The organism is Saccharibacillus sacchari (genome assembly GCF_037722395.1).
GTDB lineage: Bacteria > Bacillota > Bacilli > Paenibacillales > Paenibacillaceae > Saccharibacillus > Saccharibacillus sacchari_A.
In genome coordinates, this window is record NZ_JBBKAR010000056.1 from 60,173 (window position 1) to 76,578 (window position 16,406).

General features: G+C 54.3%; 14 protein-coding genes. 6 read left to right on the top strand and 8 right to left on the bottom strand.

Going from position 1 to position 16,406, the window contains the following annotated elements:
• Nucleotides 1-9 precede the first annotated feature (9 nt).
• Nucleotides 10-3,483, top strand: a complete 3,474-nt coding sequence (locus tag WKI47_RS21495) for a S8 family serine peptidase (protein ID WP_340229244.1) — start codon at nucleotides 10-12, stop codon at nucleotides 3,481-3,483.
• 208 nt (nucleotides 3,484-3,691) lie between these two features.
• On the opposite strand, the gene WKI47_RS21500 is transcribed toward WKI47_RS21495, so the two are convergent.
• From WKI47_RS21500 to WKI47_RS21530, 7 genes are all read right to left on the bottom strand, one after another.
• A complete protein-coding gene (locus WKI47_RS21500) occupies nucleotides 3,692-4,642 on the bottom strand; it encodes an NAD(P)-dependent alcohol dehydrogenase (protein ID WP_340229245.1) in 951 nt (316 codons plus the stop codon).
• Nucleotides 4,643-4,808: 166 nt separating this feature from the next.
• Nucleotides 4,809-5,798, bottom strand: a complete 990-nt coding sequence (gene nrdF, locus WKI47_RS21505; protein ID WP_340229697.1) for a class 1b ribonucleoside-diphosphate reductase subunit beta — start codon at nucleotides 5,796-5,798, stop codon at nucleotides 4,809-4,811.
• Nucleotides 5,799-6,113: 315 nt separating this feature from the next.
• Nucleotides 6,114-8,198, bottom strand: a complete 2,085-nt coding sequence (gene nrdE / locus WKI47_RS21510) for a class 1b ribonucleoside-diphosphate reductase subunit alpha (protein ID WP_340229246.1) — start codon at nucleotides 8,196-8,198, stop codon at nucleotides 6,114-6,116.
• Nucleotides 8,185-8,544, bottom strand: coding sequence for a class Ib ribonucleoside-diphosphate reductase assembly flavoprotein NrdI (gene nrdI / locus WKI47_RS21515; RefSeq protein ID WP_340229247.1), 360 nt, complete (start codon nucleotides 8,542-8,544; stop codon nucleotides 8,185-8,187). The genes nrdE and nrdI overlap by 14 nt, the downstream gene beginning before the upstream one ends.
• Nucleotides 8,545-9,397: 853 nt before the next feature.
• The gene (locus tag WKI47_RS21520) at nucleotides 9,398-9,982 is read right to left on the bottom strand and encodes a GNAT family N-acetyltransferase (protein ID WP_340229248.1); all 585 of its coding nucleotides are present in this window, start codon (nucleotides 9,980-9,982) and stop codon (nucleotides 9,398-9,400) included.
• Nucleotides 9,983-10,038: 56 nt separating this feature from the next.
• Nucleotides 10,039-10,788, bottom strand: a complete 750-nt coding sequence (gene gpmA, locus WKI47_RS21525; protein ID WP_340229249.1) for a 2,3-diphosphoglycerate-dependent phosphoglycerate mutase — start codon at nucleotides 10,786-10,788, stop codon at nucleotides 10,039-10,041.
• A 101-nt stretch (nucleotides 10,789-10,889) separates the two neighbouring features.
• Nucleotides 10,890-11,528 (bottom strand): hypothetical protein, encoded by a 639-nt coding sequence (locus WKI47_RS21530; RefSeq protein ID WP_340229250.1) that lies wholly within the window; start codon nucleotides 11,526-11,528, stop codon nucleotides 10,890-10,892.
• A 343-nt stretch (nucleotides 11,529-11,871) separates the two neighbouring features.
• Here WKI47_RS21530 and WKI47_RS21535 point away from each other — a divergent pair, with 343 nt between their 5' ends.
• The 4 genes from WKI47_RS21535 (at nucleotide 11,872) to WKI47_RS21550 (ending at nucleotide 14,816) form a co-directional block, all read left to right on the top strand.
• Nucleotides 11,872-13,029 carry an iron-containing alcohol dehydrogenase gene (locus tag WKI47_RS21535; protein WP_425355496.1) on the top strand — a complete coding sequence of 386 codons (1,158 nt, stop codon included), beginning with the start codon at nucleotides 11,872-11,874 and terminating at the stop codon, nucleotides 13,027-13,029.
• A 242-nt stretch (nucleotides 13,030-13,271) separates the two neighbouring features.
• Nucleotides 13,272-13,463, top strand: a complete 192-nt coding sequence (locus WKI47_RS21540) for a hypothetical protein (protein WP_340229251.1) — start codon at nucleotides 13,272-13,274, stop codon at nucleotides 13,461-13,463.
• Between the two features lie 44 nt (nucleotides 13,464-13,507).
• Entirely contained in the window at nucleotides 13,508-14,266 is a 759-nt protein-coding gene (locus tag WKI47_RS21545) for a hypothetical protein (protein ID WP_340229252.1), read from the top strand.
• An 85-nt stretch (nucleotides 14,267-14,351) separates the two neighbouring features.
• A complete protein-coding gene (locus WKI47_RS21550) occupies nucleotides 14,352-14,816 on the top strand; it encodes a hypothetical protein (RefSeq protein WP_340229253.1) in 465 nt (154 codons plus the stop codon).
• Between the two features lie 90 nt (nucleotides 14,817-14,906).
• Here the strand turns inward: WKI47_RS21550 and WKI47_RS21555 are convergent, their stop codons facing one another.
• Nucleotides 14,907-15,674, bottom strand: coding sequence for an MBL fold metallo-hydrolase (locus WKI47_RS21555; RefSeq protein ID WP_340229254.1), 768 nt, complete (start codon nucleotides 15,672-15,674; stop codon nucleotides 14,907-14,909).
• Between the two features lie 177 nt (nucleotides 15,675-15,851).
• On the opposite strand from WKI47_RS21555, the gene WKI47_RS21560 reads away from it, so the two are divergent.
• Complete coding sequence (locus WKI47_RS21560) at nucleotides 15,852-16,394, top strand: Lrp/AsnC family transcriptional regulator (RefSeq protein ID WP_340229255.1); 543 nt, start codon at nucleotides 15,852-15,854, stop codon at nucleotides 16,392-16,394.
• Nucleotides 16,395-16,406: the final 12 nt, after the last annotated feature.

A 16,406-nucleotide genomic window follows, 5' to 3' on the forward strand; every position in this document is an offset into this window, starting at 1 on the left:
GAAGTTGCATTGAAAAAAGAGCAGCATCTATTCCGTAAACTATCCGGAGTTTCGCTCAGTCTGGCTTTGATTCTGGGTGCGGCTCTCCCGGCGGCGGCTTCGGCCGAGTCGACGACATCGCCGAGCGGCCTGACGCCGTACAAATTGTCCAATCCGACGATCAGCGGAGGCGCCGCAGACGGTACGGTGAGCACGTTTGCGCTGGAAGCCCGCGATCCCGCTTCGATTATCTCGCCTAAGCTTGATACTCGATCCCTACATACGGTACGCGCGATCGTGCAGCTCAGCCGGGAACCGGTAGCGGCTGCCGAGTCGTCCGCCAATGAAGCGGGATTGCGAAGCTTTTCCGCGTCCTCGACCGAACAACTGGTGGACAGCGAACAGTCGGACTTCCTGAGCCAAGCCGCGGCGCTGGGCGTGAACGTGCAGGTCAACTATCAATATAATACGGTATTGAACGGTCTCGAAATTACGGTGTCGGCCAAAGACCTGACGACGCTGGCTTCGATTCCGAACGTGGTTTCGATCGACGAGAACCAGACGTATTACGAAATTCCGATCGACGAGACGGAAGCTTCGGCGGGCGACAATTTCGAGATCCAGCCGCTGAAGCAGATGGGCGTAGACGAAGCCTGGGCGGAAGGGTATACCGGAAAAGGCTTGAAAGTCGGCGTGATCGATACCGGCGTCGATTATCTGCACCCGGATCTGAAAGACGCGTATAAAGGCGGTTACGACTCGTTCGAACAAGACAACGATCCGTACGAAGAACCGCCGATCGAAATCAACGGGACTTCGTACGCAGGCACGAGCCACGGTACGCACGTATCGGGCACGATCGTCGGACGCGGCACGAACCCGACTTCCGAACTGGTGCAAAAAGGCGTCGCGTACGAAGCCGATCTGTACGTGTACAAAGTGCTCGGCCGCAATCTGCAAACGGGCCGCGCTTCCGGTTCGTCCGCCCAGGTCATCGACGGAATCGAACATGCGGTCAAAGACGGCATGGACGTGATCAACCTGTCGCTCGGCTCGGACAGCAACAAAGATCCGAACTCGCCCGACGCGGTCGCGATCAACAACGCGGTACTTTCCGGCGTGACGGCGGTTATCGCCAACGGCAACGCGGCGGATTCCGGTCCTTACTATTATTCGATGGGTTCCCCGGCGTCTTCGCAACTGGCGATCTCCGTCGGAGCCGTGACCAGCGAAAGCAACCATTACACGGGCACGTTCTCGGCTTCGGTCGGCGAACAAGCGCCTGCGGAAGCCTCGCCCGAACAAACCGAAGCGGCTCCGGCCGAAGAGTCGGCAGCGCCGGAAGTTTCGGCCGCCGAATCGGATGCGGAGGAAGCAAGCGCCGCGTCGGAGCAACAGGCTGCCGACGTCGATCCTGCCGCGGCGGAAGAAACAGCTTCCGAAGCTCCGGCTGTCGAGGAAGCTGAAGCGGCGAACGCCGAAGAAGCCGCTGCCGACACGGTATCTCAAGCGGTGTACGGCGAATACGGTCCGTATACGAACGACGTGCTGGCTTGGAAAACCGGGCAAGAAGATTTCGCGTCGCTGCTCGGCACCGAGCCGAACGACGCCGTGTACGCCAACCTGGGTACCGACGCCGATTACGCCGAACTGGAAGCCGACGGCATCGACGTCACGGGCAAAGTCGTGCTCGTATCGCGCGGCAGCCTGACCTTCGACGCCAAAGTGCGCGGGGCTTCGGCGCACGGAGCGAAAGCGATCGTAATCTTCAACGGCAACGTGCTGGCGAGCAATCCGAACGAAGCGGATCTGTCGGAGTCGATTCCGGGCCGCGACGAGCCGGTCGGCACGCTGGCGTTTCTGGGCGATAGCTTCGATTACGTGCCTTACTTCGACTTTAGCGGCGTAGAAGGGCGCAAATTGGCCCGCGAATTGGTTGAATCCGGCTCGCCGGAGTTCGAAATCACGTTCGGCGACCAATATCCGAAAACGGTCGTCGACGGCGACAAGATCGCTTCGTTCAGTTCGCGCGGACCGAACGGCGACGATAATCTGAGCATCAAGCCGGACGTGGTGGCGCCGGGCGTCAATCTGTTGTCCACGTACCCGGAATACGGCAAATTCGATCCGGGCGTCAGTTACGACGAAGCTTACGCGCGTTCGAGCGGAACGAGCATGGCGGCTCCGCACGTAGCCGGTCTTGCCGTGCTGCTGACGCAAAAGTACTCGGACTGGACGCCGTTCGATATTCGCGCCGCGTTGGCGAATACGGCGGATACGATTTCCGATGAAGAAGGCACGCCGTACGACGTATACTCGCAAGGCGCGGGACGCGCTTATGTCGCGGATGCGCTCGATACGCCGGCGCTGCTGCAAGCGGTCGAACAAATCCGTATCCTGAACACGGATCTGGTCGAAGTGCCGGTAACGAACTACGCGTCTTCCACTTCGTTCGGCGTGCTGAGCGCGGACAGCGACGCGGTTAGCCATGAGCTTCAATTGAAAAGCGTGACCGGAGCGCCGGTCTCCTATTCGGCAAGCGTCGTATGGCATGACGACGTGACTTCCGATCCGACGAACCCGATCGCGACGCCGGATACAAGCAAGATCGCCGCTCGATTGACCGGCCTGCCATCCGGCAACACCGTGACGGCTTCCGCCGGAACGCCTGCGACGTTCAACCTTGAAGTCGATCCGGCAGCCGACGCGGCCGAAGGCGTGTACGAAGGCGAAGTGCTGCTGACGGCGGCCGGAGCGCCGGACCTGCATCTGCCGTTCGCCGTTCATATCGGCGACGTGCCTCCGACGACCGGCTTCGGCATTCAAAACGTCGAACTGTCGGAACGGATCATCACGCCTGACGGCGACGGCAACCGCGACAGCACCGACGTATCGTTTACTTTGTCGACGGATGACGTGAACTATATCCAGATCGCCGTTTACGGCATCGACGACAAGTATATCGGACTGGTCGGGCAGATCGTCGACGAAGATGCGCAAGGCAATCTTCGGTTCATCGAACCGGGACGTTACACGTTCGAAGGCATCGACGATTATTATCTCGACGAGAATACCGGCAAGATCGGCAAGCTTGCGCCGGGCACGTACCAGCTTGAACTGCTGGCCGCTCAACTGGCGCCGAACGGCACGGTCGTCAAAGACGCAAGCGGCAATCCGATCCAGTATTTGGCGTATACCAGCTACCGGATCGCGGACCGCAGAGTGTTGCTGGTCGACGAAGCGATTGCCTCGTTCGACAAACAAGCCGCGATCGTGAACACGACTCGCATCGGCCCTAACGTACTGGAGTTGAAATCGACCAGCGAGGTCAAATTCCAGGTAACGGGCAGCGACCATCCGAATCTGATCAACAGCAAAGGCGCCCTGCGTGCCTTGCCGAAAGAACCGACGGTGGTCAATCTGGAGGTTACGGCTTCCTATAAGAAAAATTCCAAAATCAACGAGACATTCACCGTACCGGTGACGCTGCTGCCGAAACCTTAAGCGGCGAGTCCGGAATCAAACGCCTTTGCGGAGCTATCCGCAAAGGCGTTTTTCTTTGCGGAACGAGCAAGTTCTTCGCAAGCAACGGGAGCCGAAAGGAAGCCAAACAAAAACCGACTTCCGTGTGCCCGGAGAGCCGGTTTGGCGATAAGCGTATAACGATGATAGGTAACGTGAAAACATCCGCGTTCGGTTCCGTGTTCTTTTTCTACGCGAGCGACGTCCGAATCACCACTTTGCCGCGCGTTTTCCCGGACTCCGCCAGCTCGTACGCCTGGCGCGTTTCATCCAGCGGAAATACGGCTTCGATCAGCGGTTTCAATTGTCCTTCGTCGCACCATTTTCGCATCAGGCTAAGATCAGTATCGTTGGAATTCGCCATGACGAAACGGGCTTTGCGGCCTTTCGATCCGGTCAGTACGCGCCGGAGCATCACGGAAGGACCCGGTATGGTCGTGACGTAAGTACCTTGCTCATTCAAAAGAGAACGACATTCCCCGAACCCGGATTTGCCCGCCGCGTCGAAAATGACATCGAACGTTTGCCCGCTCCGACGGAAGTCTTCCCGGTCGTACGCGATCACGGCGTCGCAGCCGAGCGCTTTGGCCGTCTCAACGCCGGAAGATCGGCAAACGCCGGTCACGTGGGCGCCCGCGATCGCGGCCAACTGCACCGCGTAATGGCCGACGCCGCCCGTCGCGCCGATTACAAGCACCTTCATACCCGATTTCAAGCCGCCTTCGCGGGTGAGCGCCTGGTAAGCCGTCGAGGCGGCAAGCGGCACGGCGGCGGCTTCCTCGAAGCTCAGCAACGCCGGCTTTTTCGAAGCGACGGAAGCTTTGCAGCACATGACTTCGGCTGACGCGCCGCCCTGAGAAGCTCCGTTCGTAAAGCCGTATACTTCATCGCCGACAGCGAATCCGGTTACCCCTTCGCCGCAAGCCTCTACGATTCCGCAAAAGTCGGAGCCGAGAATTTTGGGAAACCGAAATCCCGACAAGAAAAACATATACCCTTTGCGCACTTTGAAATCGATCGGATTGATCGAGGTAGCCTGCATACGCACTTTGAGCTCGCCTGCGCGGGGTCTCGGCTCCGGTCGGTCCTGAATCCGAAAAGCGTCCAATCCGCCATACTTGGTGATCACTGCTGCTTTCATGGTTGGAATCGCCCGCTTTCTTTTGACTTCTGCATACGACTCGATCATAACCGTTTTTACGTCAAAAAGAAGCTTCGCCCGCGATCCGAACTCCGATCAAGATCGGAAGATGGACCGCATGCGAAGCTTCTGGATAAGAAAGGGATAATCGAATCAAATTACGAACTTACAGTCCGCTCGTAACCGGCGCTTCTGCGCTGTCGAACAAAAAGTCTTCGTCGCGCAGCGGTTCGACATGAACCGTACGCACATAACCGTTGCCTTTTTTGGAGAAAAAGTCATGCTGCTTGGTTTGCGTTTTCAGGCCGTTGAGAACGATCGGGTTGATGCTTTCGTCGTCTTCTTCGAACTGCGGCTCAAGACCGAGGTTCATCATCGCTTTGTTGGCGTTGTAACGGACGAACTTGTTCACTTCTTCCGTCAGGCCGATCTTCGTGTACAGTTGCTCGGTGTACTGCTCTTCGTTATCTTGCAGCGTGTGCAGCAGTTCGTACAGTTCCTTCGTTGCCGCTTCGGCTTCCGATGCCGGGAGGTCACGCAGGATTTCCTGAGCCAGTACGCCGACGTACAGGCCGTGGATGCTTTCGTCGCGAAGAATCAAGTCGATGATCTCGCCGCTGCTCGTCATTTTGCCTTGTCCGGCCAGGTACAGGGGGTAGAAGAAGCCGCTGTAGAACAGGTAGCTTTCCAGCATAACCGAAGCGCCCATTGCCAGGTAGAGGTCTTTCGGCGTCTCGATACTTTGGTAATACTTCGAGATGATCGACGCTTTTTTCTGGAGCAGCGGATTTTCTTCGACCCAACGGAACACCTTGTCGATCTCTTCGGTGGACGCGAGCGTCGTGAAGATGCTGCTGTACGATTTGGCGTGGATTTGCTCCATCATGCCCATGAACGCCAGTACGGCTTTGCGTTGCAGGTTCTCGACGTGCTCCATGATTTGCGGCATGCCGACTCCGCCTTGTACCGTATCGAGCAGCGTGAGGCCGCCGAGGACCTGCATGTACGCTTCTTGCTCGTCCGGCGTCAGCGTGATCCAGGACATTTTGTCGTCGGACAGCGGAATCTCGTCGTCCGTCCAGAATTGCATAATATTTTGGTTCCAGAACATCAGGGTGAAGTCGTCGGCAGGACGGTTCCAGTTCACGGCTTTGATCATGTTCAGTCATCCCTTTCTCTCGTGGAGTCTATGTGTGAATCGAATGTATATAAAAAGTTAATTTGGTTATTGTTGGTCGGCGTAACCGCGAATAATGACCGCTAACGTCGAAAAGGCAGAAACGTAAGCGGCGCACAAGTTACTTATTATGAGCGATAAAAGCGCAAAAGTAAAGCGGGGCGTTTTGGCTGAGTCCGTCGATTCGGATCATAAAAGGCGCCCCGCAGGTTCTGGTCAATGTTCAGGTGAAAAAGGTCTGGCGTTGTCTATCCGAATGAAGCAAGTATCGAGCCTTAGGTCTGAAAATCAAGATCAGATCGCGCAGCTGATGCACTCTTCCACGCTGAGGTGGTTGGTGCGCGTGTAGTAGAGAGCTTTCAAGCCTTTGCGTGCCGCGTACAGGTAGTAACGTGCCAGTTCACGCGTCGTTACGTTACTGTTGACGTGCAGGATCGCCGAGATGCCTTGGTCGATATGCTCTTGAATAACCGAGATCATGTCGATGACTTTGAACTGGTCCATCTGGTAAGCGGACTTGTAGTAGAAGAAGTTATCCTGCGCCAAATAAGGCATCGGGAAATAGGTCGTCGAGTTGGCGTACGTACGTGTCTCGATCGCGTCCACGATCGGCATTACGCTCGATGTCGAGTTTTGGATATACGAGATGCTTTGCGTCGGCGCGATCGCCAGACGGTAGGCATGGTACAGACCGTTCGCTTGAACAAGCGTACGCAGGTGAGCCCAATCGGCAGTCGTCGGGATGTGCATGTCGCCGAACAGCGCTTTGACTTTGTCGGTGCGCGGGCTGTAATCGGTCTGTACGTACTTGTCGAAGTATGTACCTTTTGCATATTCGGATTGCTCGAAGCCTGCGAACGTTTCGCTCCGGTCGCGTGCGATTTCCATGCTTTTTTCGATCGAGTAGAAGTTCATCATCATGAAGAACGTGCGTGCGAAGTCGATCGCTTCGTCGCTTTCGTACGCGATTTTGTTTTTGGCCAGGTAGCCGTGCAGGTTCATGGCGCCGAGACCGACGGAGTGCATTTCGCGGTTCGCTTTTGCCACGCCCGGAGCGTTCTGCACCTCGGTCATGTCGCTGACGGCGGTAAGGCCGAGCATCGCTTCGTGTACCGACTCGCGCAGTTTGCCAAGGCCCATTACGTTCGCGATATTCAGGGAAGCCAGGTTGCAGCTGATATCGCGGCGGATATCGTTGGCTTGGCCGTAATCGTTGATCGTCGATGTTTCTTGCAATTGGTAGATCTCGGTGCACAGGTTGGACATTTTGACCATACCCAGGTCTTTCAGGGCGTGGTTGTTGTTGGCGTTGCTTTTGTTCATGATGTACGGGTAGCCGGATTCCAGCTGAACCATCGCGATCTTGACCAGCATGTCGCGTGCGCTCATGACGGTCTTTTTCTTGATCTTGTCGTTCGCCAGCAGTTCGTCGTACATTTCGTCGATATCCAGATCGTCGAGGTGCTTCCCGTATTCTTTGTACACGGAGTAAGGTCCGAATACGACCAGCGGTTGGTTTTCTTCCGCCAGTTTGTAGAAACGGTTAGGTATGATCAGGCCGATCGACAACGTTTTGAGGCGCGATTTTTCGTCGGCATTGATTTTTTTGCTGTCCAGGAATTCAAGTACGTCCCAGCCGAAAATGTTGTAGTACGCGGCGCCGGAGCCTTTGCGTTGGCCCATTTGGTCGGCGTAGGAGAACGCGTCTTCCATCAGCTTCAGTACCGGCATAACGCCTTTGGCCGCGCCTTCGACGCCTTTGATCGGCTCGCCGCGTCCGCGCAGTTTCGACAGGTTGACGGCTACGCCGCCGCCGATCTTCGACAACTGCATGCAGGTCGACAATACATAGTTGATCGAGTTGAGCGCGTCGTCCATTTCAAGCAGGAAGCAGGAAACCAGTTCGCCGCGGCGGCTTTTGCCTGCGTTCAGGAAGGTTGGCGTCGCAGGCTGCACGCGCTGCTCCATGATCGCCGTTACGAGCGATTTCGCCGTTTCCACATTGCCGCCGCCCAGATGCAAAGCCACGATCGCCGAACGGTCCGCGTATTGCTCCAGGTATTGGGCTTTGTCGTTGCTTCGCATTGCATAGTCCGTATAGAACTTCGAAGCCGCCATGTACGAAGCGAACTCGAATGGCACATTATGCGAAGTTTCGAATACCGATACGACTTCCTCGCGGGTGTAGTTTTCATACACGTTCTCGTAGTAGTCGTTCTCGATCATGTAATCCACTTGGGAACCGAAGTCCGGGAAAGTCAGGCTGCGCTGCGCGACTTCTTCCATAAATGCGACTACCGCTTCTTTATCTTTATCCAAACGGAAAAATCCGTCGGCGTTTCTGAGCATCAGTTGGTTGTTCAATTCAATATGCCGCAAGGGTGTTCAGCTCCTCTTTGAAATGTAGAATGTCTTTGTTTGTTCCGGAAAGTTCGAATTTGCAGAGGACAGGCACGCCGTAGGTTTGGGAAATGGTGTCCGCGCTTTTGGCAAAACTATGCCCCCAGTTGCGGTTGCCGCTGGCGGATACGCCGCGCAGCTGCTGGCCGTTTTGCTGGAGGAACAGTTTGACTTTGTCGGGTACTTGACCGAAGCCCGTCGTATAGGTAACAAGGATGAAAGGCTCGTCCAGTTTCATCGTCTCGTCGATTTGAACCGCGGGAAGGTCCAATTTATCGATAAATCTCCGTACGTTTCCTGTTCTGGAATCGTAAGCGATCACCATGTCATTCACGCTCCTTGATTGCCCGGTTAAATCTATATCTAGGTTTATCCGGGTCAGTGTTACTCATTTTATAACCAGATATGGGGTTTGTCAAAGCACAAATTTTAGAAAATAAAAGAGAGGGAAATGGGAGAAAAGGCGTAAACGGGAGCAATCAAGGGGAAAAAGGCGCTTTTCTAACAGAACTTTGCCCAAACCGGGATTGACGCTGGAAAAAGGTAAGAGACTTTTGAGGGAATGGCGCAACGGTGCGGAATGCAGGATTGTCTTTGCCGCAAAGGAAGCATCCAGTCGACAAGAAGTGCAAATTAATTTTTTTGTACGAAGTGATAAAAAGTTAGTTATGCGGGAAAAGGGTGGGGATAAGCCGTGGAGAAAAGGTGGAAAAGCGAAGAAACCGGACGGTGGATAATGGGGACGGCGGGGATAACCGTGCGATCCGAATTGTGGATGGCGTGGATAATGGGGATAGGTGGCGATGGCGGGAGATGGGGTTCGGCGGATAAGCGCGGGGGCGCTGCGGGAGAAATTCGGTAACGACGCTGTCTCGCTCATAAAGCCTGCGGCTTTACGAGTTCAAAGGCGTCTTGAGCTGAATTTCTCCCTCCGCTTGGCGTTTTCGCCGAAAAGGCTCCCGGCATCTTGAGGAGAGGGAATAGAAGAGAAGGGACAAGACATAAGGAGATGGAAGAGAAGAGGAAAGAAATGATAAGGAGACGGGAAAAAAAGAAAGGATGGGGCAGGGGCGAAAAAAAGGAATGGCAAAAAAGGAAGGGAACCGGATAACGGGAACCTTCCTTTCGCGGGCAAATCGGGTATAGGGGTGGACTTCATGTTTTTGCGACCGATTTGTTTAGGCTTGAGGCCCGATTTTTTTGATCATGCGTTGGTATTGATGGCCGCTCAGGTCGAGCCAGCCGTCGGGAGAGTAGCCCAGGCGTTCGTAGAGGGCTCTGGCTTTGGTGTTTTCGCTTTCGACGAGGAGCATGGCTTGGGATTGGCCGAGGTCGGCTGCCCGTTGTTCGAAAGCTTCGATTAGACGCGTCCCCAGGCCTGCGCCGCGGTAAGCACCGCTTACGGCTACGGAGTCCAGGTAGTATTCGCCCGGGTTCGTCTCGGGAACCAAACCGTCTGTGGGCAGGCCGCGTTCTTGTAGACGAAGGATCAAGGGAAGGTCCAGCGCAGCCGCTTGTTCGCCGGGGTAACTCAGGACGAACCCCGCAATGCCGCCGTTCTGATCTTCGCAGACCAGGGCGTTATCGTAGCCCAGCCGGCAGCCGGGCAGTTGGAATAGCTCCTCCAGTACCTCCAGCGTATCGGGAAGATCGGTCGTTCCCGCGATGGTATGGGCGATATCGCCTATGGCTTCGTACATCAACAAGGAAACGGCTCTTGCATCGTTCGGTACGGCCGGACGTACGGTAAAAGTATCAGTCATTTTAAAAACTCCTTTTTACAAATCGACATAGGTGAAGAAGACGCTCAACCGTTCCATCAATCGGGATCGTGGTTCGGGTCCGCGGCTTGACGCTTTTTCTCTTCGACATGCGTTGGATGACCCAGATAGAAGCGGCGGATCGGCTTTACTTCGTCATCAAGTTCATAGACCAGCGGAACGCCTGTCGGGATATTCAGATCCAGCAGCTCATGTTCCTCTAGGTCTTCCAGGAACTTGATCAAAGCACGAATCGTGTTGCCGTGTGCGGCAATCAAGATATGGTGGCCGTCCTGGATCAGCGGCACGATCTTCTCATCCCAGAACTCGCCAACCCGATCGATGGTATCCTGCAAGCTCTCGCCAGCGGGGAGCTGCTCCACAGGCACATCCGCATAACGCGGATCAAAGCTAGGCAGTCGCTTGTCATCCTGTTCAAGCAAAGGCGGCCGTACCGAAAGGCTTCGCCGCCACAGATGCACTTGATCTTCGCCGTACTTTTCCGCCGTCTCCGGTTTGCTGAGTCCTTGAAGCGCGCCATAATGCCGTTCGTTCAATTTCCATGACTTTTCTTCGGGAATCCACAGGAGCTCCAGCTCGTCCAAGGCGTGATGCAGAGTCTTGATCGAACGCTGAAGCACTGAGGCAAACGCGATATCGAACGTGTAGTCCGACTCCCGTAAAATGCGTCCGGCGTCTTTCGCTTCCTCGATCCCTTGCTCAGTCAGGTTAACGTCCGTCCAGCCGGTAAAAAGGTTCTTTTGATTCCATTCGCTTTGTCCGTGTCTAATCATTACGATCCGATACATATCCGCATCTCCTTTTGGCAAAAAGTCGTCTACCGCAAAAATCCCTCTTGCCCGGCCGAAGCCAAGCAAAGAGGGAAAAGAAAAGCCGATCAATGCCGTGATTATTTGGCTTCTTTGATGTCGGTGATCGTCAGCACTTTCGTCTCGGAATCAAAATCTTCTTCCGTATACGTGAACGTGACTTGAGCGTTTTCCGAAATTTGTCCCAGCTGTGTTTGCGCTTCTTCGGACAACTGATACATGACGGCCTCGCCGTTCACTTCGATCTCCGCACTATGGGCGTCGGCAAGACCGACGTACGATCCTTCGCCGCTTTGCTCGTCCGCCGCAGGCGTTGTCGCAGGAGCGGTTTCGGTAGTTCCGCTATTAGTCGAACTTGTCGAATCGGTAGCGGAATCGTCGGGCTTCGTTTCGGCAGGAGTGCTATCGGTTTCCGGGGTGTCCGTTTCTGCGTTATCCGCAGGAGCCGGATCGCCCGTCGTTGCGTCAAGATCGGTCTCTTCTTGAGCTTCTCCAATTGCCGAATCGGTCGGAGATTCCGTGCTGTTTTCTTCGTCGATGTCCACTTCGTCGGTTGGATGCGTATCGTTGTCGTTTCTGGACTGGTCATTCACTTCGGTATCCGACTGGGAACCCGAGGATGGCGACGGCGAGGCCGCTTGATCGTTGCCGCATGCGGCCAATACGCCGGTTAGCATCAGGGTCAGGGCCAACACGGATAAAGATTTCATTTTGTTCATACAGTCAAACACCTCCAAATGGTTATACGCGTGAGCTTCTCAAAAGTTACACAGTAGGCGCACCTTAGAAACAGCGGGCGTTTCGAAAACTTCCTACTTTGTATTGTTACCCAAAATCGAACCTATATGCAAATGTAGCGTTTTACCAAAAAGCAAAAAAGATTTTATTTTCTGCTTCTCTTTTCGAAACATGACTTAATCTGGTTTTCAAAAATAAATAAATAAAAAACCACAATTAAATGTGACTTTTATTATTTAGTGAAAATAATCACGAGTGATAGTGTGGGCATGTAGAGTATGAATTTCTGCTGATTTAACCAAAAAGAGCGGACGAGAAAGGAAGATGAATGTGACTACGCATGTCTATTATGTTCCTCCTGTTAACCTGATGGGCCGAGGCTGTCTGAATGAGGCCGGACCGTATATTCAACAACTTGGCGGCCGTAAGGCTTTGGTCGTGACCGACGGGTTCCTGCTTCAAAGCGGTATCGTGGACCGGGTGCTGGATGTTTTGAAAAAAGAAGGCTTTGAATCCGTGATTTACAGCGACGTCCGTCCGAACCCGACTTGTAAAAACGTTCATGACGGCGTGGCACTGCTGCAAAAGGAAGGCTGTGACCTCATCGTCTCGGTCGGCGGCGGATCGCCACAGGATGCAGCCAAAGCGATCGGCATTATCGCAGCGAACGGCGGTCGTATTACCGAATATGAAGGCGTGCACAAATCCAAAACCAAATCCATGCCGATCGTAGCGGTGAATACTACAGCAGGCACGTCGAGCGAAGTCACGATCAACTATGTCATCACCGATGAAGATCGCAAGGTGAAGATGGTCATGGTTGATAAAAACTCGCTGGCTTCCGTTTCGATTAACGACCCCGAACTGATGACCGGCAAGCCAGCCGACCTGACGGCCGCTACAGGCATGGATGCGCTGACGCATGCGGTTGAAGCCCTGGTCACACCCGGCGCGTATCCGGTTACGGATGCGACAGCGCTGGCTACCGTTCGTTTGATCTTCGATTATCTCCCGCGTGCCGTGAAAGACGGCAACGATATCGAAGCCCGTGAGCAGATGGTGTATGCGATCTTCCTCGGCGGCCTTGCCTTCAACAACGCCGGCTTGGGCTACGTGCATGCGATGGCGCATCAGCTCGGCGGCGTCTACGACTTGCCTCACGGCGTGTGCAACGCCATGCTGCTGCCATTTGTCGAAGCGGAAAATGCGAAACACGTTCCAGAGAAATTCCGTGCGATCGCCCGAGCAATCGGCCTGGACGATTCGGAGAAAAGCGATACGGAATGCGCACGCTATGTCGTGGACAAAATCTCCGAGCTGTCCCGCGAAGTCGGCATTCCGTCCAAACTGTCCGAACTCGGCGTCGACGACCCCGATCTCGATCTGCTGGCGGACAACGCGATGAAAGATGCCTGTGCTCCCGGCAATCCGTTCCAACCGACGAAAGAAGAAGTCGTGAAGATGTTCGAGCATATTTTATAAGTAGGCGTATTGCTGTTATTAATAGAAGGAAAAAGTTGACGTTGCGAGTAAGAAAGCCGCCGAACACTCCGTAAAGGAACTGTTCGCGGCTTTTTTGCATCACGATAGAAGAAAAATAAAATGAAGAAAAAACCAGTAGTCTATCTCAAAAAAATACAGTATGATTTTCTCAATTCATATAAAAAAACCAATGTACGATTTTTGATAAACTTCATTAATTTTTATCATAATAGGAGGGGGAAATGGAAGAAAAATCAATAATGAACAAAGAAACCGAAGAAAATAATGAAAATACGGAGAAACAAGATCGAAGAGATCGGGCGATTCAAGTCGGCTGCGTCACATTAGCTTTGATCGCTTTGATTATTATGCTGATTCCTATTTTTCCTTTCATCATTCTGCTTATCGGAAGCGGAGGATACACCGGACCTTAAATCATAAGTCCGAGAATTATACAAGAAAGAAGGAACCCCCACCCATGAAACTCAAACTCTGGACCTTCGCCCTGTTGCTCGTCGTAGGCGTATCCGCGGCGATTCTTGCCAAACCGGCTGTGTTGCGGGCGCTGGGCATCGGGGACAATGGCGGCCGGATCTCCAACACGGCGCTCGCGGACATGACGGAACGGGAAACGAATCAGAAGTACGGCGGAACATTCACGGTGCATGCTTTAAACGAAACGCAGGTCGGCGCGAGGTTCGAATCCGTGCTTTCGGAGCAAACGGAAACGGACGGCGAACCCGACTTCTTTTTCCACGCCGCCGCGTTCAAGGTTGCCGATTACTTCCGGATTCAAGACGATTACGAGCTGCAAAAGTTGGTTCGGCCGATCGTGGAAGACGTGATGGGCAGCGACGCGGAACTGATCTACGATCTTACATACGCTTCGCCGGATTTATTTTCGCATATAGACGTGATCGACATGGATTGGAATAAACTGCTGCAAAATCGCGAACGCGAGCAGATCCAGGTGAATTTGTCGTTTTACGCGTCTTTTGTCCCGAAATACGATCTGGCGGACAAGCTGCGCGAATTGGAAAAAAGATTGAAGCAAGAGCATTTGCGCGTCGCTGGTCTTCGGATGTATCGGGTGGACCCAAAAGATCTGAATCACCGGTTGCTGACGATGGATCGCGACGGTCTGGGAAAAGTCATTCGGGAAGTGTCCGAGCTTGCTACCGACGGCGAAAACAACAAGTGGAATTTGAAAAGCGGGCCGTTTGTCGGCTTCGATTGATTCCGCCTTCGCATTCTGCGCCCCGATTGGGTACAATGAATAGAAGTGTTCATTACCCGAGCCGCATCGAAAGGAGTTTTTCATCATGACCGAAGAACAAAATCCGCAACAACAACAGCAGGTGCGCGAGGCTGCGGATCTGGCTGCGCATTTTGACGTAACGGTAGAGCAGGCGAGAGAGCTTCCGTTTGCGGAAGGACAGACGTTGATCTGGGCCGAGGCGTTCAAGCTGGATAGCTGGTTGATCCTGATGCAGCCGAGCGATAATCCGCAGCAACCGGAGCCGTTTTTCGGCAACGTTGACGGGCAAGGATGGGCGTTCCTGTTTACCGATCCGATGCACGCCCAAGTGTTCGCGCGCAACAATCAGTTGATGACGCCGGGCGGGCAGGTGCTTATCGCCAAAATGCAGGTCGATCCGATGATCAATTGGTTGCAGGAGATCGAAAAGTCCGGGCTGTACGGCGTGCGGTTCAACGAAGGCGAGCAAGGCTGGTTTTCGCCGATCTCGAACTTGCGCGAAATGCAGGAGTACGTTGAGCAAAAATAGAGTAATCGAGCAGAAAAAGCAGCAAAAAAGACGCGTACAGGGAAGTTTCCCCTTGCGCGTCTTTTCATGCCGGGTTGACGTTTCTTCTTTTTAAAAAGCCAAGGTTTCGCCGTCAGCCGGTATGCGTACCCGATCTTGAAGTCCTTGCCGTTTCATCTCGTTGGCCAGCGTGTCCCGCGACGTCCGGCAATGGTTGATCGCTTCCAAATGCACGGCGACGACGGCGGTATCCGCGTTGTGGCGGCAGACCGAAACAACGTCCTCCGGCGTCATGATGATCGGATCGCCTTCGCCGAACTGCGCGCCGCCCGCATTGACCACCGTTACGTCCGGTCGGTGCGCGTCCAGCGCTTGCACGACGTCGTCGCACCAGATCGTATCGCCCGCGATATATAGCGTCGGTTCGTTCTCGGCGCGGAACGCGAAGCCGGATACTTGCCCCATCTTTTGCCCGATCTCGCCCACGCCGTGTTGACCGGATGTCCGAGTGACGGTAACGCCTTTATAAATCAGCGTTTTTTCGATTTCGGTCACATCGGAGAAGCCGAATGACGCGATACGTTCGCGGTCGCCCGGTTGCGCCAGAATCGGAAGCTGCGAACCGCCGCGTCCCGCAAGCAACGTTTTGGCCGCCGGTTCGTCCCAATGGTCCGGATGTAGATGGGTGAGCAGCAGGATATCCGGCGAGGAGAGGCTTACAGCCGGAATCGGAAGCGGGACAAGCGGATTGGAACGGGAATCAGGAACTTGCGGAATAGCCGGATTGGAGCCTTGATCGGCAAAAAAAGGATCGACGAGCCAGTGCAGGCCGCCGTATTCCAGCCATAACGTAGCATTGCGGATCAATGTGATTTTCATGTTCGAACCTCCTGATAAGAGCCTGTCTCGCGACCTCGCAATAGGCGGGGAGCGGCAGGCCGTGATATACTTTTCATTATAAAGATGCCTGGGTTGCGCGGATATGCTCTGGTGAAACGATCCGGGGCTTTTGGTTTTCGGCGTGAAAATAAGTATGCAGAAAAGGAAGGAAGCGACATGGTCAACAGCGAACGTCCGCAGACAGAGCGTGAACGCAGGCTGCAAGAACGCAAAGAAGCGAGCGCGCGGCATAGCGACAGATTGATGAGCGAAAAGCAGGCTCTAGCCGGCGCGGACGCATCGTTTGACGAGACGGATCTGCGCATCTTGGATTTGCTGCTCGAAGATTCGACGCGCACGCACAAAGAAATCGGGGAAGAAGTCCATATGACCGGGCAAGCGGTCGGCGCGAGAGTCAGGCGCATGCGCGAGAACGGCGTGATCGAAGGGTATACGCTGCGCTGGAATCCGGCGAAAGTCGGGCTGGCGATCGAAGCGTACGTGACCGTTTTTTTGGACGCCGGAACGATCCATGCCGCATTTCTCGCGTTCGCTCAAAGCGATGATCGCGTCGTGCGGATCGACCGGACGAACGGCGAAGGCTGTTACTTGCTGCTGACGCGGACCCGAACGATGGAAGAACTGAACGGATTTTTGCAGGATATGTTGAAGTACGGGAATTACCGGGTGAATCTGTCGATGGGAAAGTTAAAAGGTTGAGAGGCATTAAGA